This is a genomic window from Frondihabitans sp. Leaf304 (assembly GCF_001423105.1).
Classification (GTDB): domain Bacteria; phylum Actinomycetota; class Actinomycetes; order Actinomycetales; family Microbacteriaceae; genus Frondihabitans.
The window spans coordinates 198,473-219,117 of sequence record NZ_LMNV01000003.1 but is presented as its reverse complement, the minus strand read 5'-3'; the positions used below and the strand labels follow the sequence as shown (position 1 = coordinate 219,117).

The following is a 20,645-nucleotide window of genomic DNA, read 5'->3' as shown; positions in this document are numbered from 1 at the left end:
AACCCGTCGCACAACCCGCAGCAGCACCCACCCGAAGAAAGGAACCACCATGGCCTCCGCCCTGGGAACGTCCGAACTCCCCGAGAACACCGAATCGCGTCTCCTTCACTACCGCCGACTCGCCCTCGTGCTGGCTCTCGTCGTGGCCGTCGCCATCGCGGTCGGCACCGCCCTCCTCGGCTCCGCGCCCGCTGCCAACGCTGCGACCGGTGCCAACGCCACCACCGCGGGCAAGGGCTGGGTGCGGGTCGGCCACCTCTCGCCCGACACCAAGTCGGTCGATGTCCGCCTCACCTCCTTCTCGGGCGGTCAGACGGTCTACGAGCTCGACAATGTGAAGTACGGCCAGATCAGCCCGTACAAGCAGCTCCCGAGCGGAAAATACACGGTCGCGATGACGACGGCGGGTGCCTCCAGCACCGCTAAGCCGGTCATCAGCGCATCGGTCACCGTGGCGACCGGCAAGCCGATCACCGTCGTGGCCTACGGCACCAACGCCAACCTGAAGACCACCGTCTTCGAGGACGACCTCACGAAGCCCGCCACCGACAAGTCGCGGATCCGCCTCGTCCAGGCGGCCAACGTGTCGAAGACCGTCAGCATCGAGACGTCGACCGGCGTCGCGATCGCGAAAGACGCGGCGTTCGGCAGCGCGTCCGGCTACGCCTCGGTCGGAGCGGGTAAGTGGACCCTCGACATCCAGGGGCGCGACAAGGCCGTCGACGCGACGAAGACGGTCAACCTCGCCTCGGGCAGCATCACCACTCTCTTCGTGCTCGACAACTCCCAGAACGGCATCACGGTCGTTCCCGTGGTCGACAGCGCGGCGACGACGACCACGCCGAAGGGCGGAGTACAGACGGGCGGCGGCTACGAGGCCACTCACGTCGAGTACTTCGGCGGCTTCCAGAGCTTCGGCCGCTTCGCCGACCTGAGCGAGGCAACCCGCTAGGGGCTGTATGACCGCGAAGACGAAAGCACTCATCGCCGGAGGAATCGCTCTCGCCGTCCTGGTCACGGGTGGCATCGCCACGGCGGCGATCGGCGGGCTCCCCGGCTCGTCGACCGCCGCTCCGTCCGCCTCCAGCACCCCGCAGCCGTCCGAGTCGGCCGACCCCACCCGGTCGGCCACCGAAATCGGACGGGCGTTCCTCGACGACTACGTCATCGACTCCGGGGCGGCGGCGGGCCGCGTGGTCCGCCGTGACCAGGGGGGCGACACGGTCAGCGAGGGGCAGGCCTACGGCATGCTCGTCGCGGTCGCCCTGGGCGACGAGAAGACGTTCGACTCCATCTGGTCGTGGACCACGACCCACCTGCAGCAGAAAGACGGGCTTATGGCCTGGCGCTGGGATGACGGGAAGATCGTCGACGACGAGCCCGCCTCCGACGCCGACATGGACATGACCCGCGCGCTCCTGCTGGCCGGGAAGACCTTCGACTCCACCACCTACACCCGCGAGGGGAAGACATTGGGTGCGCACGTGCTCGACGACATGACGACAGTCACACCGCTCGGTCGGATCCTGCTGCCCGGGGTCTGGGCCCAGGGGTCCGGCCCGTGGTCGTACAACCCGTCGTACGCGGCCCCGGCGGCCTTCGACGAGCTCGCGAAGTCGACCGGAGACGCGCGGTGGAGCGAGCTGGCGCGCGGGTCTCGGAAGGTGACCACCAGGATCCTGGAGTCCGCCGCTCTTCCCAGCGACTGGGCCCAGGTCAAGACCGACGGCACCGTCGTGCCCCTGCCCGGCCCCACCGGCGACTCGGGCACCGTCGAGTACGGCTACGACGCCGGCCGCGTCGCCATTCGCTTCGCTGACTCGTGCGCCCCCGCCGACCAGAAGATCGCGGCGAAGCTCGCCGCACCGCTCTCGGGCAAGGATCCGCTGCCGATGCAGCTCGATCTCGGGGGCTCGCCCCTCAGCCAGGACCAGAGTCCGCTCGGCTACGTTGCTCGGGCTGGCGCCCTGGCCGCCGACGGGCAAGACGACGCCGCCCGGCGCGACCTTCAGCGGGCCGACGAACTCGCGCAGTCGACGCCGACGTACTACGGAGCGGCGTGGGATGCCCTTGGCGCGCTTCAGCTGCAGACGGATTCGCTCGGAGCGTGCGCTCCCCTGAAAGGACAGTAGATGCTCTCCCGAATGAAGACGGCCCTGGGTGCTGCGGCGCTCGCCGCCATCGTCGCACTCGGTGTCGCCGGATGCTCGGCGGGCTCCGGCGAGGCCGATGGCTCCGCTCCGAAGACGGCCGCGTCGCCGACCGCCTCCGCGACGCCGGGTGCAGGCGCGGCCGGACGGATTCAGGATCCCGACACCGAGTCACTCTCGGACGCCCCGGCTGCCGGGGTGGTCCCGTCGAAGATCGTCATCCCGTCGCTGGATGTCTCGGCCGGCATGCAAGACCTCGCCATCGGGGCTGCGGGCGAGCTCGATCCGCCGACGAACGCGACCGACGCCGGCTGGTACGCGAAAGGCGTCGTGCCGGGCGCGGTCGGCCCGGCGATCATTGCCGGCCACATCGACTCGACGACGGGCCCCGGGGTGTTTCTGCACCTCGCCCGGCTGAAGGAGGGTGAAACCGTCGAGGTCGTGCTTTCGAACGGCGACGTCCAGACCTGGACCGTCACGGGCAGCCGTGCGGCGCTCAAAACCGAGTTCCCGACCAGCGACGTCTACGGCACGTCGCCGACGCCCCAGTTGCGCCTCATCACCTGCGGTGGCACGTTCGACGCCTCGATCGGCCACTACGACGAGAACACGATCGTCTTCGCCGACCTGACGTCGACTCGGAAGGCGGCGTAGCGCTTCGGCGAACCAGCCACCCCTCGCGCCGTGACCGTCAGCGGCCGCCCGCCGTCTACAGTGGCCTCGTGTATCGCTTCTTCCGCTTCTTCGCAGTCCGCCCGGTGATGTTCCTCTTCTTCCGGACGCGGGTCGTCGGTCTCGAGAACATCCCGAAACGCGGCGGCGTCATCATCGCGGGCAACCACATCGCGTTCATCGACTCCGTGTTCGTGCCGGGGGCGGCCAACCGGCCGATGACCTACCTGACCGGCAGCGACTACTTCACGAAGACCGGATTCGGCGGGCGTCTGCTCGGCTGGTTCCTGACGCAGATCGGGCAGCTCCCGATCGACCGGGCCGGCGGGTCGGCGTCGAAGGCAGCGCTCGATACCGGAATCGGTGTGCTCGAGCGAGGCGGCGCGCTGGGCATCTACCCCGAGGGGTCACGCAGCCGCGACGGCAAGCTCCACAAGGGCCGCACCGGGGTGGCCCGTCTCGTGCTCTCCTCCGGAGTGCCGGTCGTGCCCTTCGGCATCGTCGGTAGCGACGGGGTGATGGTCAAGGGATCCAAGCTCCCTCGACGGGCCCGGGTCACCGTCACCTTCGGGAAGCCCCTGACGTTCGAGAAGGTGACGGGCGACTACGACGCGGCGCGGCTGCGTGCGGTCACCGACGAGATTATGGCGGCGGTGCAGAAGCTCACTCCCCAGGAGTACGTCGACACCTACGTGTCGGCCCGCTCGGAGTAGCGCGCCCGTTCGGGTGCGCCGTCGTCGCGGCTCAGTCGAGGACTCCTGCGTCGTTCAGCGTTTCGATGAGGGCGGGCGACGTCAGGTGCGCTGCCTCGGGGGTCAGATGGTTGAAGTCGTAGCGCACCGGCGTCGTGCCGATGATGGCGGGGCAGAGGTCGTAGGCGCAGTACAGCGGGCGACTGTCGATCCACACGCCACCAAGAGACCGAGCCAGGGCTGATTCGAACCGAGCGCGAGCCTTCCAGCCGTCGGTGACGCGGCTCAGGCAACTGCTCGGAGTGCTGAAGCGAGTGAAGCAGTTGCGAATGTTGTTCTGCGACGGAGGGGGAGCCAGGAGCACGATCTTCTCGGTGTAGCGCGCGATGCGGGAGACGGCCCCTGCGATCGCCCGGTGGGAAGCCCGCTCTTTCTCCGGGTCGTTCGAGTCGCCGTAGATATTGGAGATGAAGACCACGTCGGGGTGCGTCGCCCTGATCGCCTTTTCGACCGCAGCCCGGTGCTTGAGGCATTCCTCGCTCGTGTCGGTGTTGTCTCCGATTGGGCACGAGACCTTCGAAGCGTTCTGGATTTTCCATTTCGAGCCGGAGGCTTCGACAAACTGACCGAGGCCGGGAAACTCGAACGCCGCCATGGAGTCACCCAGCACGAAGGCAAGTCGAGGGGCATTCCGAGGCCCGAACAGACAGTCGGGGCTGACCTCTGATCCGGAGGTCTTCGTCGAGCACCGGTAGTACTTCCCCTCGGGCGACCCGTTGATGAGGTCTGTGGCATACGAGTTCGCCAGGATGGTCTCCATGCTCGGCTTCACGTCGGGCCATGTCGACTCTCGAAGGGAGGCGATGATGCGGTCACGAAGTACAGCCCGCTCCGGTTCTCTCTGGGCGAGGGCTGCATCTGACGCCGTCTGTTCGGGAAGTGTCGGCGGTTGAGGCGGATGCGCGATGAAGAGGCCCGCGGCGGTAGCGACAATGGTGACGCCGGCGGCGACGATGGGGAGGCCCCGTCGGTAGGTCGCCCGGACGGACCGGCGCCAGTCTCGCCAGGTCGATTTGACTCCGCGGCCCACGGAGCCGATCGGCGACGCAATGAGGGGACGCTCGACGAGGCGGTAGGTGGCGAGCGATAGGGCAAAAGTGAGAGCGGTCGCGGGAAGGATGATCCAGACGGATCGCCCCATCGACGACTCCAACAGGACGATGACGGGGAAGTGCCAGAGATAGAGCGAATACGACATGTCTCCGAGTGCGACGACTCCTTGGTCGATCCGAAGGGGAATCGGTCGAAGAGGGGCTGAATCTCGTCCGGTGCCGGCAGCGATGACGAGGATCGTTGCGGCCACCGGCGCGAGTGACCAGGGCCCCGGCACCGGGAACGATGCCGGGATCAGGAGGAATGATGCGAGGATCCCCGCGAGGCCCGCGAGGCCCGCAAGTCGAAGGGGGAGGCGGGCGAAGTGGGGAATCCTGGCCAGGCACGGTGCCACGACCGCGAGGAGAGCGCCCGCCCCGAGCTCCCACACCCGGGCGAACGTCGAGAAGTACGCCTCGCTGGGGTGATCGGCAGTGAGGTCTAGCGCTACGACGAAGGAACCCAGCGTCACGGCCGCGATACCTAAGACGAGGATGGCGCCGCGGCCCCGGCCGCCCACTCGGCCGCCGACGAACAGGAGCAGAACCAGCAGGAGTGGCCAGACCAGGTAGAACTGCTCCTCCACAGCCAGCGACCAGTAGTGCTGGAGCGGCGAGATCGCCCATGCCGCTGCGAAGTAGTCGGTGCCGTCTGTCGAGAATCGCCAGTTGGCTGCGGCCAGGGCAGCCCAGACCGCGTCGACGGAGATCGACGCCAGACGGGAGGGGCTGAAGACGAAGACCGAGAGGGCGACGGTTGCGAGAAGGACGAGGAATGCCGCCGGTGCGAGCCGCACGATTCGTCGAATGGCAAACGCGACGAGAGCGATGCGCCCAGTCGTGCGGTGCTCGCGGAGGAGGAGACCGGTGATCAGAAAGCCCGAGACGACGAAGAAGACGTCGACGCCGAGAAAGCCCCCGGCAGGACGATCCGTGAGGTGGTTGGCGAAGACCGCGGAGACCGCGAGGGCCCGGAGCGCCTGAATGTCGCGGCGGCGATGCGTGACTGACTGACGCTGCTTCATGCGCTGAGGAGGTCGGCTTTGCGGAGGAGCTCGGCCAGAGCCGCCGAAGTCAGGTGGGCCGCGCCCGGGGTGATGTGGTTGAAGTCCATCCGAACCACCGTCGAAGCGATGACGGCCGGGCACAGGTCGTACGCGCAGAAGAGGGGCCTGCTGTCGATCCACGAGCCCTTGAGGGTGCGCATCAGAGCTTGGTCAGACGCGGCTCGATGCTGCCAGGTGCCGACGACGTGCGAGAGGCAGTTGCCGGGGGTGCTCGACGGGGTGTAGCACGTCTTGATGTTCTGCTCTGCGGGCGGTGGCGACAGGATCACCAGTTTGTCGGTCGACTTCGCCAACTCTGTGAGAGCCCGCTTTGTCGCGGCGTCCCAGTCGGCCGCGCTGATGGCTTTGCCGTTTCGGTCTTTGGCTTCGGTGTACGCGTTCGAGACGATGACCATGTCAGGCTCGGCACTCCGAATGGCGTCGAGGACGGCCTCTTTGTGCTGCAGGCAGCTGTCTTCCGTCCCGTCGAACGAGACGTCGAGGTCGACGTAGGGGCAGGCGAATTTCGAGACGTTCTGCAGCTTCCATCCCGACTTCGGGTCGGAGACGATGTCGGCGAGGCCGGGGAATCCGAAAGCGGCCATGGAATCGCCGACGACGAAGGCGGTCTTGGGTGCATCGGAGGGTCCGAAGGAGCAGGCGGGATCAGTTGTCGAGGTGAGAGACCCCGTCACGGCCGAACAGTGGTACGCGGCATCCACCTCGGCGTCGGCACCGGTATCACCCGCCAAGACCTGCTCGATGCTGGGGTCTGTCGTGGGCCAGGAGGTCAGCTTGAGCGATGCCTCGATCTTCTTCTGGAGGGCCGTGACGTCGGGCCCCGCGGTCGAGGCGTCGGGTTCCGTCTCAGAGGCCTGGGCGAGCTCGGGAGGCAACGCGGGCGTGACCGGGACCGAGCCGACCACCGCGGCACCCGACAGGATCACAGCGAGGCCGGCGAGGAGACCGAGGCTGCCGCGACGGTAGGTGGGCCGCACATCGGCGAGCCAGGAGCGCCATCGGGCACGGACGCCCGGCCCGGATGTGAAGAGGGGAGACAGGAGCAGGGGGCGCTCGACCAGGTGGTACGAGCCGATCGCGAACCCGATCGAAAGCACGGCAGCGGCGACCAGCTCGAAAGGGCCGCTCGGCAACACCGACGCGAGCACGATGATGACGGGGAAGTGCCAGAGGTAGAGCGAGTACGAGATGTCTCCGACGTACCCGACCACCCGGTTGGTCTCGAAGGGGACCACGGCGAGATCGGGGTCTGCCCGACCCGTTCCTGCGGCCAGGACGACGAGCGTGGCGATCACGGGAGCAAGCGACCACGGGCCGGGCACGGGGAACGCCTCGTCGATCATCACGAACGAGCCGAGAATGCCGGCGCAGCCGAGAAAGCCCAGGGCCGGTCGCACTCGGTCGGGAATGCGCCCGAGGAGCGGCGTCAGCGTGGCGAGAAGGGCACCGGCCCCGATCTCCCATGCCCGGGCGAACGTGGAGAAGTAGGCGGAAGTCAGATTCTCGCCGGTCGTCACGAGGGCGCAGACGAACGAGGCCGCGACCAGGGCCGCCAGCCCGCCGGCGACCAGCGCCGTGCGCCCGCGAGCGTTGAACGCGCGGCCGAGGGCGAGCAGGAGGATGAGGGCGAGCGGCCAGACGAGGTAGAACTGCTCCTCGACCGAGAGCGACCAGAAGTGCTGCAGCGGGGAGACGGGGGTGTCGGCGGCGAAGTAATCGGTTCCGACACTGCCGAATCGCCAGTTCGCCCCGAAGAGGGAGGCCCACAGGGCATCAGTCAGGATCGACGACGCGCGGACCGCGTTGAACACGAGAGCGGACACCGCGACCGTGACCCCGAGCACGAGAAGCGCCGCGGGCGCCAGTCGTTTGACGCGCCGGACGAAGAAGCGCCGGAGCGAGATGCGGCCGGTGGAGGCGTGCTCGCGGAGGAGGAGCCCGGTGATCAGGAACCCGGAAAGCACGAAGAAGACGTCGACGCCCAAGAACCCCCCGCCGGGGAAGGCGAGGAGGTGGTCGGCGAAGACGGCTACGACGGCGACGGCACGGAGAACTTGGATGTCGCTGCGGTGGCCGGGTGCGGTTGGGCGCTGGGGAAGTCGCGAAAGAGAAGGCACAAGAATTCCGTCCGATCGGGTTACGGGCGGTTCTATTATGCCTTATTGATATTTCTCCTACAAGAGTACTGCCTTCTGCTTATCGCACCACGGCGACCGAATGCCCGGGCAGGCGGAGCGCCGGGCCGGAGACGATCGACTCGTCACTCGCAAAGAGCACGGCGCTCGATTCGATCGGGAGCTCTGTGGGATCCTCGCCGAAGTTGACGGCGATGCGCAGCGAGCCGCGTTTCAGCACGAGCCACCGCTCGTCTTCGGAGTAGTCGACCGCCACGCCGGCAAGCGCGGGGTCGACGAGCTCGGGTTCGGCGCGACGAAGGGCTGTCAGCCGCTTGTACGCTTCGAATACCGTCGCGTGGCGCCCTGAGGCGAGTTCGCTCCAATCGAGCTTCGAGTCGGTGAAGGTCGAAGGGGCCTGAGGATCCGGCACGACGCTCGGGTCCCATCCCATCTTGGCGAATTCGGCGATGCGCCCCTTCGCGGTGGCCTCACCCAGGTCGGGCTCGGGGTGCGACGTGAAGAACTGCCACGGCGTCGAGGCGGCCCACTCCTCGCCCATGAAGAGCATCGGCGTGTAGGGCGACAGGAGGGTGAGCGCCGCCGCGATGACGAGCTGCCCTTCGTCGAGGGTCGCAGCGAGCCGGTCGCCGATGGCGCGGTTGCCGATCTGGTCGTGGTTCTGGTTCGCGACCACGAGACGCCAGGCGGGCATGCGCTCGGTGTCGATGGGACGGCCGTGATACGTCTCGCGGAACGACGACCAGGTGCCATCGTGGAAGAAACCGCGAGTCAGCACTTTCTTGAGGGCGGCGAGACGCTCGAAGTCGGCGTAGTAGCCGGTGGTCTCGCCGGTCAGGGCGACGTGCACCGAGTGGTGGAAGTCGTCGGACCACTGCGCGTCGATTCCGAACGCGGCACCGGATCGACCGGCCGCCTCGCGCGGGGTGACGAGCGAGGCGTCGTTCTTGTCGCTCTCGGCGATGAGCCACTTGCTGCGACCCGAGACGGCTTCGAGGTGATCGGTGCGGATCGCGAGCTCTTCGAGCAGGTGCACCGGCGAGTCGTCGACCAGCGCGTGAACGGCATCGAGACGCAGGCCGTCGACGTGGAAGGTATCGAGCCAGAGCATCGTGTTGTCGGAGATGTAGCTGCGCACCTCGTCGGAGCCGGCGTCGTCGAGGTTGACTCCGGTGCCCCAGGTGGAGGCGTGCTTGTCGGTCAGGTAGGGGCCGAACTGCGGCAGATAGTTTCCCGAAGGGCCCAGGTGGTTGTAGACGACGTCTTGGACGACGCCGAGGCCCCGCGCGTGAGCCGCGTCGACGAAGCGCTGATAGGCCGCCGGGCCGCCGTAGTTCTCGGTGACCGCGAACCAGTCGACGCCGTCGTAGCCCCAGTTGTGCGTGCCGTTGAACGCGTTGACCGGCAGCACCTCGACCAGGTCGACACCCAGGTCGACTAGGTGATCGAGCCTGTCGATGGCCGAGTCGAGCGTTCCATCGGGGGTGAACGTGCCGATGTGCAGCTCGTAGATCACCGATCCGGCGAGCGGGCGGCCCTTCCAGTCGGAGTCGGTCCAGGCGAACGTCGTCGCGTCGAACGTCTCGCTCAACCCGTGGACGCCGTCGGGCTGGCTCAGCGACCGAGGGTCGGGCACGGGCGTCTCGGCGTCGTCGAGCAGGAATCCGTAGCGATGACCTGGGCTGCGGTCGAGGTCGGCGGGCGCGCGCCACCAGCCATCGTCGCCTCGGGCCAGTTCGTGCACGGTGCCGTCGAGCTGGAGTCGGACACGGGAGGGCTCGGGGGCCCAGACGTCGTAGAGAGCCACGTCAGCCTTTCTGAGGGGCAGGAATCAGCAGGGCGACGGGGTAGGTCGCCAGGAGGTCGGACAGGGCGATGCGAGAGCCGGTAAAGCGTCGCCCGGTGAGCGCGTCGACACGGTCGCCCGCGGGCAGGTGGAGCTCGGTGCCCCGCCAGCCGCCGGATTCGCGAAGACCGACCGGAAGGCGCGTCGCAACGACGACGGCGCCACCGCGGTCGATCGCGACGGCATTCGAGGCCGCCTCGCCGAAGACAGGTAGGGGAACGTAGCGCTCGAACAGTTCGGGCCGGTCACGTCGGAGGGTCAGAGCCCGGTGCGTCAGCAGCAGCTTGGCAGCGCCGGTCTCGTCGACGGGAGGGGTCTCGCCGGCCGAGATGGCCGCCAGGATGCGGCGGCGCTCGTCGAAGTCGACCTCGCGACGGTTATCGGGGTCGACGAGCGAGTAATCCCACAGCTCGCCTCCCTGATAGACGTCGGGTGCTCCCGGGCCGGTGAGCTGCAAGGCCGCGAGGGCGAGCGAGTTCGACCACCCGGCGCTCCGGACGACCTCGACGATGCGCTCCAGCTCACTCGCGACCCGGTCGTCGTCGAAGCAGGCGTCGACCAGCGCGTGCATCCGCTTCTCGAACTCCTCGTCGGGAGCCGTCCAGTGCGTCGACAGGTCGGCTTCGCGTGACGCCTTCTCGGCGTAGTCGTGGAGGCGCTCACGAGAAGCGGGCCAGACGCCGACGATGCTCTGCCAAAGGAGGTTCTCGAACGGTCCGTCGCCGACGGGGGCGAGTTGCCGCAGTCGCTCGAGCGCCGCGGCCCACTCGTCGGCCACCTCGGCGAGCACCGTGATGCGGGCGCGCACGTCGGCTGACCGCTTCGTGTCGTGCGTCGACAGGGTCGTCATCGCGTGGGGGAACGTCGCGAGGCGACGCTGCTGCCGAGCGTGGAACTCGTCGGCCGTGAACGAGAACACGTTCGGCTCGCCACCGACCTCGTTGAGCGATACGAGTCGGCTGTAGCGGTAGAACGCCGTGTCTTCGACACCCTTCGCCATCACCATTCCGCTGGTCTGCTGGAACCGCATCGCCGCGGGGTCGGTCGGGTCGCCGAGCCTCTCCACGACCGTGGCGATCACGTCGGCCAGGTCGGGGCGAGCGGCCCCGGCGGCTGCCGCGGCGCGGGCGAGTTGCTCGCCGCCCTGCGGCAGGTAGCTGCGGTAGACGGGAAAGGCGGCGGCGAGTTCGGCGAGTGCGTCGACGACCCGAGGATCCGTCGGAGCGCCGCTCTCACCGAGCAGCCTGGCGAGCCGCCGGATCTCGCTGCCGAGGATGCCGTCCGCGATGCCCCGCTTGGTGCCGAGGATCATCTCCTCCCAGGAGAACTCGCCCGCGGGCTCCGAACGGAGGGCGGAATCGAGCGCGCCGAGTGCGTCGCGTCCGTCGGGGTCGACGAGCACTCGCTCGTACTCACCGAGAGCGTCGTAGCCAGTCGTGCCGGCGGTCGCCCAGTCGCTCGGCATTTCTTCGTCGCCCTCGAGGATCTTCTCCACGAGCACGTGCTTGCCGCCCGTCAGCTCGGCGAGGCGGTCGAGATAACCAGCCGGATCGGCGAGGCCGTCCGGGTGGTCGACACGGAGCCCGTCGGCCAGCCCCTCGCGGAACCAGCGACCGATCTCGGCGTGCGACTCGTCGAAGACCCAGCCCTCTTCGACCCGGATGCCGGCGAGGGTGTTCACGGCGAAGAAACGCCGGTAATTCAGCTCGGAGTCGGCGCGCTTCCAGTGCACCAGCTCGTAGTTCTGGCGGCTGTGCACGTCGACGGCCGAGTCGCCGGCGGCAGCGGTGCCGGGGGCGATCGGGTACCGGTTGTCGTAGTAGTGGAGCTCGTCGCCGACGACCTCGAGAGCGTCGAAACGGTCGTCGCCCGCGTCGCCGAGCACCGGGATCCTGATCTTGTTGTCGCCTGCCGTCCAGTCGACGTCGAACGCCGTGGCGTAGCGCGACTCCTGACCGTGCTTCAAGAGGTCCCACCACCACGAGTTCGACGCCGGAGTGGCGACGCCCATGTGGTTCGGCACGATGTCGATCACGACGCCGAGGCCCAGGCCGTGCGCGCTGTCGGAGAGCTTTTGCAGGCCGGCGCTGCCACCCCGAGCCGGGTCGACCCGGGAGTGGTCGACGACGTCGTAGCCGTGGTCGCTGCCCGGCTCCGCCTCGAGCACGGGTGAGAGGTAGACCCAGTCGGCGCCCAAGTCGTTCAGATACTTGGTCACGGCGGCGGCTTTGTCGAGGTCGAAAGCCTCGCGGATCTGCAGACGGTAGGTGGAGAAGGGGTGGTGCGCGCGGGTCATTCGGCGTCTTCCGTGCTGGCGCGGAGGACGACGATCGAGCGGCCCGGCACGGGCAGCACGTCACCGGCCTTGATCGCGTGGGTGGGTTCGGGGGAGTCCGTCGTGTCGAGCACGACCTCCCAGCACTCCGCGTATTCGTCGGAGGGCAGGGTGAAGCTGACAGCCTCGTGGTGGGCGTTGAAGTACACGACGAAGTTCACGTCGGTGACCCGACCGCCTCGCTTGTCGCGACCGTGGATGCCATTGCCGTTGAGGAACATGCCGATCGAGCGCCCGAAACCGGAATCCCACTCGTCGGCGGTCATCGAGTCGCCCTCGGGCGTCAGCCAGACGATGTCGGGCAGAGGGTCGCCTTCGCCGCGACGCACATTGCGTCCGTCGAAGTAGCTCTGGCGGCGGAAGGTCGGGTGCTTGCGACGGAGCTCGATCACCCGTGTCGTGAACTCGACGAGCTCGGCGTCGGCGTTCTCCCAGTCGACCCAGGCGATCTCGCTGTCTTGCGCGTAGGTGTTGTTGTTGCCGTTCTGCGTGCGGCCCAGCTCGTCGCCGTGGAGCAGCATCGGCACGCCCTGGCTCAGCATCAGGGTCGCCAAGAAGTTCTTGACCCGCTGGCGCCGCAGGGCGGTGATCGCCTCGTCGGTCGTGGGGCCCTCGACCCCGGAGTTCCAGGAGCGGTTGTGGCTTTCGCCGTCGTTGCCGTTCTCACCGTTGGCCTCGTTGCGCTTCTCGTTGTACGACACCAGGTCGCGCATGGTGAAGCCGTCGTGGGCCGTGACGAAGTTGATCGACGCGATGGGCCGTCGTCCGTCGCGCTGGTAGAGGTCGGCCGATCCGGTGATCCGCGAGGCGAACTCGCCGAGGGTCGCCGGCTCGCCGCGCCAGAAGTCGCGCACGGTGTCGCGGTACTTGCCGTTCCACTCCGTCCACTGGGGCGGGAAGTTGCCGACCTGGTAACCGCCCGGCCCGACGTCCCACGGCTCGGCGATGAGCTTGACCTGGCTGACGATGGGATCCTGCTGCACGAGCTCGAAGAAGGTCGACAGGCGATCGACCTCGTAGAACTCGCGGGCGAGGGCAGCCGCGAGGTCGAAGCGGAAGCCGTCGACGTGCATCTCGGTCACCCAGTAGCGCAGGGAGTCCATGATCAGCTGCAGCGAGTGCGGGTGACGCACGTTGAGCGAGTTGCCGGTGCCGGTGTAGTCCATGTAGAACTGCTGGTCGTCTTCGACGAGGCGGTAGTAGCTGGCGTTGTCGATGCCCTTGAACGACAGGGTCGGCCCGAGGTGGTTGCCCTCTGCCGTGTGGTTGTAGACCACGTCGATGATGACCTCGATGCCCGCTTCGTGGAGCACACGGACCATCGTCTTGAACTCCTGCACCTGCTGGCCGTGGTCGGTCACCGAGGCGTACTGCTGGTGCGGTGCGAAGAAGCCGATGGTGTTGTAGCCCCAGTAGTTGCGGAGGCCCTTCTCGAGCAGGGTGTTGTCTTGCACGAACTGGTGCACCGGCATGAGCTCGATGGCGGTGACCCCGAGCCCCTTGAGGTGCTCGATGATCGCCGGGTGGGCGACGCCCGCGTAGGTGCCGCGCTCCGACTCGGGAATGTCGGGGTGCGTCTCGGTCAGGCCCTTGACGTGGGCTTCGTAGATGACCGTCTCGTCGTAGGTGTACTTCGGCGGACGGTCGCCCTGCCAGTCGAAGAACGGGTTGATGACGACGCTCATCATCATGTGCGCCGCGCTGTCTTTGTCGTTGCGGGAATCGGGCGCGCCGAAGTTGTAGGCGAACAGCGCCTCGTCCCAGTCGATCTCGCCGCTCGTCGCCTTCGCGTACGGGTCGAGGAGGAGCTTGTTCGCGTTGGCGCGCTGCCCCTTGGAGGGGTCGTAGGGGCCGTGCACTCGGTAGCCGTAGCGCTGCCCCGGCTGCACGCTCGGCAAATAGGCGTGCCAGACGTAGGCGTCGACCTCGACGAGGTCGACCCTCGTCTCGACTCCGGAGTCGTCGAACAGGCAGAGCTGCACGAGCTCGGCCGCCTCCGAGTAGATGGCGAAGTTGGTGCCGCTGCCGTCGTAATTGGCACCGAGGGGATAGGGGTTGCCGGGCCAGGTGATCATCGAACCTCCGTCAGGACTCGGCTAAGCCTACGGGCGATCGGCTGATCGCGTCCGGGCCCTCCCCGGCACGCGGACGCGGTAGGCGTTATGCTCGACCCACAACACACGGGAGTCCGGTGAGCCGGGCTGAGAGGAAGCGATCCACGCTTCGACCGTCGAACCTGATCCGGATCATGCCGGCGCAGGGAGGAGAACGCATGTCTGTTTCTGCGAGCACTCGCACCACCTCGAGCAGCACCCCGGCCTCGCCGCCCCGACGGTGGCGGGTCGTCGACATCGTCGTCGCCAGCGTCTTGGGCGTCGCCGCTGGCGTCATCTTCTGGGCTTGGGGTCTCGCCTGGACCCCGCTCAGCGGTCTGCTGACCTTCTCGCCGGGCCTCGAGGGTCTCTTGGCCGGCGGCTGGCTCTTCGCCGGCGTGCTCGGCGGCCTCGTGATCCGCAAGCCGGGCGCCGCGCTTTACACCGAGATCGTCGCGGCCGTCGTGTCGATGCTGGTGGGCACGCAGTGGGGCTTTTCGACGCTCATCTGGGGCATCCTCGAGGGTCTCGGCGCCGAACTCCTCTTCGCCGTGCTTCTCTACCGGTCGTGGCGGCTGGGCGCGGCGCTCCTCGCCGGCATGGGGGCCGGGCTCGCGGCGGGGCTCCTCGACACCAACTTCTCGAGCGTCGCGGCCTACGCACCCGAGTTCAAGGTCATCTACCTCGTCTCGTCCGTCGCCTCCGGTGCCGTGCTGGCCGGGCTGCTCTCCTGGCTCGCCGTCCGCGGTCTCGCCGCCTCCGGTGCACTCAGCCGGTTCGCGAGCGGCCGCTCGGCCACGAAGAGGGTCTGACGTGATCCGCGCGCCCGGGCCGGGTGCGCGGGTCGACGCACGAGGGTGGTCGTGGCGGCACGCCTCAAGGATCCAGCCCGCCGTCGATTCCCTCGACCTCGTCATCGAACCCGGCGAGCGGGTCCTCCTCCTCGGCGCCTCCGGCGCGGGCAAGTCGACGCTCCTCGCGGGGCTCGCCGGAGTCCTCGGGGGTGACGAGGAGGGTGACTCGGCCGGCGAGCTCCTCATCGACGGTCGCCCCGCGGCGACGCAGCGCGGGCGGGCGGGGCTCGTCCTCCAAGATCCGGACTCCCAGGTGGTGCTCGCGCGCGTCGGCGATGACGTCGCCTTCGGTCCGGAGAATCTCGGCGTACCGCGCGACGAGATCTGGTCGCGAGTGCACGAGGCCCTCGAATCCGTCGGACTCGACGTGCCCCTCGACCGCTCCACGTCGGCTCTCTCGGGCGGCCAGAAACAACGACTCGCGCTCGCCGGAGCCCTGGCCATGCGGCCCGGGCTGCTGCTGCTCGACGAGCCCACGGCCAACCTCGATCCCGAGGGGGTGCGCGAAGTGCGCGACGCGGTCGCCCGGGTCACCGCCCAGAGCGGGGCGACGCTCGTGGTGGTCGAGCACCGCGTGTCGGTCTGGCTCCCCGTGGTCGATCGCGTGGTCGTGCTGGCAGCCGGCGGCGGCGTTCTCGCCGACGGCACCCCAGACGCCGTCCTCGGCGCCCACGCCGCGACGCTGACGGAGGCGGGGGTCTGGGTGCCCGGGCGCCCGCCCGTCCTCCCTCCGCGCTCGACGTCGCAGCCGACGCCGACGCCCCTCCTCGACGTGTCCGACCTCACTGTCGGACGCCAGCGCGGCCTCACCGTCGCGACCGGCATCCACGCCTCCGTGGTTGCCGGACGCGCCCTCGCCATCACGGGCCCGAACGGCGTGGGCAAGTCGACGCTGGCGCTCACCGTCGCGGGGCTCCTGCCTCCGGCCGGGGGCAGTCTCGAGGCCGCGGGCCCGCTCGCCGCAGGGGCGGCACGAGAGCCGATCCGCTGGAAGTCACGGGAGCTGCTGACTCGGATCGGAACCGTCTTCCAGGATCCTGAGCACCAATTGCTCGCGTCGAGCGTGCGGGCCGAACTGGCTGTCGGACCGCGGGCTCTGCGCCTCGCTCCCACCGAGGTCGATGCGCGCGTCGACGACCTGCTCGAGCGCCTCCGGCTCGCCCACCTCGCCGAGGCGAACCCGTTCACGCTCTCGGGCGGCGAGAAGCGCCGACTCTCGGTCGCCACGGTGCTCGCCTCACGGCCTCGGGTGCTCGTGCTCGACGAGCCGACCTTCGGGCAGGACGCCCGCACCTGGCGCGAGCTCGTCGCGCTCGCGGCCGAATTGCTCGACTCCGGCAGCGCCATCGTGGCGGTCACGCACGACGCCGAGTTCGTGGATGTGCTCGCCGACGAAGTGCTGACCCTCGCGCCGTCCGGCTCCCGCGCCGTGCCTCGGATCTCGGCCTCTCGGGCGGCGGTGTCGGCGTGACGATCCTCTCCACGATCGAGACGACCCGGGCGATCGGACGCGTCAATCCGGTCGCCAAACTGCTGGCTGCCGTGATCGTCAGCATCACACTGCTGCTCTCCATCGACTGGGTCTCGGCGGGTACGGCGCTCGCGCTCGAGGCCGTTCTGCTCCTCTTCGCGGGGCTCAGCCCGCGGCAGCTGGTGAAGCGCACGCTGCCGCTCTGGATCGCGGCGCCGCTCGCGGTCATCGCGACCTCCCTTTACGGCGTCGACTCCGGTGCCACCCTGTGGCGACTCGGTTTCATCACCGTCACCGAGGGGTCGGTCGCGCTGGCGTTCGCGATCGGGCTCAGGATCCTCGCGGTCGGCATCCCCGGCATCGTGCTCTTCGCCACCACCGACCCCACCGACCTCGCCGACGGCCTCGCCCAGGTGCTGCGTCTTCCCGCCCGCTTCGTGCTGGGCGGCCTCGCCGGCCTGCGGCTGGTGGGCCTCTTCGTCGACGATTGGCGGCAGCTCGGGCTCGCCCGGCGTGCCCGGGGCGTCGCCGACGAGGGTGGCATCGTCGGGGCGGTCCGTCGCGGCACGGGTATGGCCTTCGCCCTCCTGGTGCTCTCGGTGCGCCGGGGGAGCAAACTCGCCACGGCGATGGAAGCGAAGGGATTCGGCACCGATGCACCCCGCACGTGGGCGCGTGAGTCGACCTTCGGGCGTGCCGAGTGGATCCTCGTCGTCGTGGCCGTCGTCATCGCCGCCGTCGCGGTCGTCGCGGCCTGCCTCGCGGGAACCTGGTCGATCGTCTTTGCCTGATCAGCCCTCGCCACTGTCGTTGTCTTCGTCGACTTCTCTCGCCCTGCTCGCCTCGCGTGCGCAGGCTGGGAGCGCGCGTCCGGTCGTGCTCATCGACGGGAGATCAGGATCCGGCAAGACGACACTCGGCCGAGCCCTGGCGCCACTCCTCGACGCTCAGCTCGTGGAGCTCGACGACGTGTATCCCGGTTGGCACGGCCTCGCTCGCGCCTCCGAGGCCGTCGTCCGCGACATGCTCCGCGCCGCTGAACCCGGCCACCGCCGCTGGGACTGGGACGCCAGTGAGCCTTCCACCTGGCGCTCCCTCGACCCGCGACGGCCGCTGGTGATCGAGGGTGCCGGTGCCCTCACCCGTGCCTCGGCTCCTCTGGCTACGCTGCGCGTGTGGGTCGAGCTCGACGATGAGTCTCGGCGGTCGCGTGTGCGTGAACGGTCGGTAGTGGACGCCGCGGACTACGCCGACAGTGCGTGGTGGGATGTCTGGGCCGCGCAGGAGGAGGCACACCGCATGGCGAACGACCCGCGCCGGCTCGCCGACGTCGTCGTAGAGGGCTGACCGACTACGCCCAGCCGAGCTCGTGCAGTTTGTCGTCGTCGAAACCGTAGTAGTGACCGATCTCGTGGACCAGCGTCACGTGGATCTCGTCGCGGAGGTCGTCTTCGGTGTCGCACGCCGCGAGGTGAGGCTCCCGATACAGGATGATGCGGTCGGGTAGCTCACCGAAGCCGTACTGGCCCCGCTCGGTGAGGCTCACGCCGTCGTAGAGCCCGAGGAGGTCGAGGGAGCCGTCTTCGGGGCGATCTTCGGTGACGAAGGCGACGTTTTCCAGACCCTCGAACATGTCGTCGGGAAGGAGGTCGAGCTCGTTGATCACGAGCTTCTCAAACGCGTTCGCATCCACCTCGAGCATGCGGTCAGCCTCTCACGCCGGACTGAGAACCCCCGCCTCCTTCAGAAGTTCGTACATGGCCGGTGCGATCGCGGTGGCGTAGCGGACCGTGAGGTGATTGAGATCGGATTTGACGACGTCGCGGCCAACGAAGGCAGGGCACAGGCCCGAGACACAGAAAAGGGGCCGCGTGTCGACGAAGGTGCCCTGCACCGACTTCGCCAGACTCTTCTCGGTCTCGGCCCGGGCCGTCCAGGTGCTGCTGACGCGTGAGATGCAGGAGGACGGAACGCTGCGGGGAGTGAAGCACGTCTCGAGAACGGCCCCCGGCGGTGGCGGAGGCAGGAAGACGACCTGTGCCCCGGTAGCGGCCATGCGATCGGTGACACCCTTCATGCCGGTCTTCCACTGGGCCGCCGAGACAGATGCCTTCGTGGTGACATCGGTGAGCGGAGCGTAGGTGTCAGTGACGACTACGACATCGGGCTTGAGCGTTTCGAGCGTCGTCAGCGTCTCTTCACGATGCCGAGAGCACTCGGTTTTATCTGTGCTGCCCTCGTGAAGCGGGAGATCGGCGAGTGGACAGCCGAACTGGCCAAGGCTCGTGACCGAGATATCGTCATGCGCCTCTGTCATGGCGATGAACGTCTTGGCGTAGGCAAGCGCGACGGAGTCGCCCACTACCGCCAGGGATTTTTTCGCAGAGGGGGACCCCCAACTGCAGCTACCGATATCGATGCGACCGGGTTGGCCGCAGGTCGCCACCTCGGAGGCCGCGTCTGGGCCGTTGATCTCCGCGTCGATGGAGGGGTCGAGGTCTGGCCAGGTGCTGGCCCCGAGCGCTGCCTCGATCTGCTTCGCGAGTTTTTGCTGCACGGGGCCGCCCTGGTCGGTAGCGGTGCTGGATTCTCCAGCCGCTCCGGCCATGGGGAGTGGACGCGTGACCGCGGGTGACGTCGAGGGGAGGAGGGTCGCGGCGCAGAGGACGACAGTGATGCCCGAAAGGACGGCGAGGCCGCCAGTACGGTAAGTCGCTCCATGCGCTTTCCGCCATTCTCGCCAGAGAGCCGCGCGATTCTGGACCGATTCGCCCGTAAGGAGCGGCGCTGACAGGGCAGGTCGCTCGAGGAGGTAGTAGGTCGCTACCGAGAGGCCGCCCGTGAGTGCGATCGCTGCGGCATACAGAGCCGGAGAGCCGGCCTCGAGCGAGACCCCCACGAACACGATCACGGGCAGGTGCCACAGGTAGAGCGAGTACGAGATGTCACCGATGAATCCCGTGACCGGATTGGACAGAGGCACGAGCCGGGGCGCCGTGCGGGCAGCCCCGCCGAGGATGACGAGCCCGGACGAGGCAACGGCTGCGAGCGCCCAAGGGCCGGGAACCGCGAACGACGCATCGATGAAGACGAACGACGCCACGATGCCCCCGAGGCCGAACCACGAGGCGAGGGCGCTCACCGCGCGGGGAATGCGCTCCCAAAGCGGCAGGGCGAGTGCGAGGACGGCACCGAACCCGAGCTCCCACGCTCGGGCTGGAGTCGAGAAATACGCTGCGATCGGCTCGGCGCTGGTCGACGCGACCGCGTAGAAGAAGGACGCCCCGACCAGGGCGATCGCCACAGCGACGAGGGCACCGCGCTGGCGCGAGAACCGGGCCGTGGAGAAGGCGAAGAAGCCGGCGATGAGGAGAAGCGGCCAGACCACGTAGAACTGCTCCTCGACGGACAATGACCAGAGGTGCTGCAACGGGGAAGTGGCGTTCTGGCTCGTGAAGTAGTCGGTGCCAGAGGCGGCGAAATGCCAGTTGGCAAGAAACGCGGCGGACCACTTCGCGTCGGTCAGAACCGAGTCGGCTCGTGCGGAGTTGAACAGTGCGAACGCGGCCACACACGTCGACATCGTGACGAGCAGGGCTATCGGGACGATGCGTTTGACCCGGCGTCGGTAGAAGTCAGCGAGAGAGATGCGCCCGGTCTGCTGTCGCTCGCGTACGAGCAGCCCCGTGATGAGAAAGCCGGAAATGACGAAGAAGACGTCGACTCCGAGAAAGCCACCCGAGGGGGCTCCTGTCAGGTGGTTGGCGATGACACCGATGACGGCCAGGGCACGAAGGCCCTGAATATCGGAGCGTCTGCCATTTCTCGTGGCAAGAGTGGTTGTTGGTTTGCGGCCTGATCTGGGCACATCTACCCCCGGGTCAGATTGATGTCACCAGAATATCAGAGACATATAAGATGTTCGAGCCCAAAAGGTCTTGAAGCCATTCGGACCGAGCCGAGGGACACGACCATTTCTGATCTGCTTTCGATGCGCTTGCTCATACGAAGCCCATGGGCACGACGAAGAAATCGGGCCCTGCCCTCGTGAGAGAGGGCAGGGCCCGACCATTTCTGTGCCGCTTTAGATGCGCTTGCGCATCGAAAGCAATGGGCACGACGAAGAAATCGGGCCCTGCTCTCGTGAGAGAGGGCAGGGCCCGACCATTTCTGAGGGTG

15 protein-coding genes and 1 riboswitch are annotated in these 20,645 nt (G+C 68.1%); of the genes, 8 read left to right on the top strand and 7 right to left on the bottom strand.

Annotation, left to right across the window (positions count from 1 at the left end):
* Positions 1–49: 49 nt before the first annotated feature.
* From ASF54_RS11335 to ASF54_RS11320, 4 genes are all read left to right on the top strand, one after another.
* Positions 50–952, top strand: coding sequence for a DUF4397 domain-containing protein (locus tag ASF54_RS11335; protein ID WP_055962872.1), 903 nt, complete (start codon positions 50–52; stop codon positions 950–952).
* 7 nt (positions 953–959) lie between these two features.
* Positions 960–2,132 carry a glycosyl hydrolase family 8 gene (locus ASF54_RS11330; RefSeq protein WP_055962870.1) on the top strand — a complete coding sequence of 391 codons (1,173 nt, stop codon included), beginning with the start codon at positions 960–962 and terminating at the stop codon, positions 2,130–2,132.
* Positions 2,133–2,804, top strand: a complete 672-nt coding sequence (locus tag ASF54_RS11325) for a sortase domain-containing protein (RefSeq protein ID WP_055962868.1) — start codon at positions 2,133–2,135, stop codon at positions 2,802–2,804.
* Positions 2,805–2,872: 68 nt separating this feature from the next.
* Entirely contained in the window at positions 2,873–3,535 is a 663-nt protein-coding gene (locus ASF54_RS11320; RefSeq protein WP_235481038.1) for a lysophospholipid acyltransferase family protein, read from the top strand.
* A 31-nt stretch (positions 3,536–3,566) separates the two neighbouring features.
* Here the strand turns inward: ASF54_RS11320 and ASF54_RS11315 are convergent, their stop codons facing one another.
* From ASF54_RS11315 to glgX, 5 genes are all read right to left on the bottom strand, one after another.
* A complete protein-coding gene (locus ASF54_RS11315; RefSeq protein ID WP_055962866.1) occupies positions 3,567–5,690 on the bottom strand; it encodes an acyltransferase family protein in 2,124 nt (707 codons plus the stop codon).
* Complete coding sequence (locus tag ASF54_RS11310; protein ID WP_055962863.1) at positions 5,687–7,849, bottom strand: acyltransferase family protein; 2,163 nt, start codon at positions 7,847–7,849, stop codon at positions 5,687–5,689. The genes ASF54_RS11315 and ASF54_RS11310 overlap by 4 nt, the downstream gene beginning before the upstream one ends.
* Positions 7,850–7,928: 79 nt before the next feature.
* Positions 7,929–9,674 (bottom strand): malto-oligosyltrehalose trehalohydrolase, encoded by a 1,746-nt coding sequence (treZ, locus tag ASF54_RS11305; RefSeq protein WP_055962860.1) that lies wholly within the window; start codon positions 9,672–9,674, stop codon positions 7,929–7,931.
* 1 nt (position 9,675) lies between these two features.
* Entirely contained in the window at positions 9,676–12,009 is a 2,334-nt protein-coding gene (gene treY, locus ASF54_RS11300; RefSeq protein ID WP_055962857.1) for a malto-oligosyltrehalose synthase, read from the bottom strand.
* Positions 12,006–14,123, bottom strand: a complete 2,118-nt coding sequence (glgX, locus tag ASF54_RS11295; RefSeq protein WP_084816211.1) for a glycogen debranching protein GlgX — start codon at positions 14,121–14,123, stop codon at positions 12,006–12,008. Before glgX ends, treY begins: the two co-directional genes overlap by 4 nt.
* Before the next feature lie 95 nt (positions 14,124–14,218).
* Positions 14,219–14,329, top strand: a riboswitch (TPP riboswitch).
* On the opposite strand from glgX, the gene ASF54_RS11290 reads away from it, so the two are divergent.
* From ASF54_RS11290 to ASF54_RS11275, 4 genes are all read left to right on the top strand, one after another.
* The gene (locus tag ASF54_RS11290) at positions 14,321–14,953 is read left to right on the top strand and encodes an ECF transporter S component (protein ID WP_055963957.1); all 633 of its coding nucleotides are present in this window, start codon (positions 14,321–14,323) and stop codon (positions 14,951–14,953) included. Its footprint overlaps the riboswitch before it by 9 nt.
* A gap of 1 nt (position 14,954) precedes the next feature.
* Entirely contained in the window at positions 14,955–16,466 is a 1,512-nt protein-coding gene (locus ASF54_RS11285) for an ABC transporter ATP-binding protein (protein WP_326934338.1), read from the top strand.
* Positions 16,463–17,257, top strand: a complete 795-nt coding sequence (locus tag ASF54_RS11280) for an energy-coupling factor transporter transmembrane component T family protein (protein WP_055962854.1) — start codon at positions 16,463–16,465, stop codon at positions 17,255–17,257. The genes ASF54_RS11285 and ASF54_RS11280 overlap by 4 nt, the downstream gene beginning before the upstream one ends.
* A 19-nt stretch (positions 17,258–17,276) precedes the next feature.
* The gene (locus tag ASF54_RS11275) at positions 17,277–17,813 is read left to right on the top strand and encodes an ATP-binding protein (RefSeq protein WP_200919617.1); all 537 of its coding nucleotides are present in this window, start codon (positions 17,277–17,279) and stop codon (positions 17,811–17,813) included.
* A 4-nt stretch (positions 17,814–17,817) separates the two neighbouring features.
* On the opposite strand, the gene ASF54_RS11270 is transcribed toward ASF54_RS11275, so the two are convergent.
* Both ASF54_RS11270 and ASF54_RS11265 read right to left on the bottom strand, forming a co-directional pair.
* Positions 17,818–18,168 (bottom strand): metallopeptidase family protein, encoded by a 351-nt coding sequence (locus ASF54_RS11270; protein WP_055962851.1) that lies wholly within the window; start codon positions 18,166–18,168, stop codon positions 17,818–17,820.
* Between the two features lie 12 nt (positions 18,169–18,180).
* Positions 18,181–20,334 carry an acyltransferase family protein gene (locus ASF54_RS11265; RefSeq protein ID WP_055962849.1) on the bottom strand — a complete coding sequence of 718 codons (2,154 nt, stop codon included), beginning with the start codon at positions 20,332–20,334 and terminating at the stop codon, positions 18,181–18,183.
* Positions 20,335–20,645: the final 311 nt, after the last annotated feature.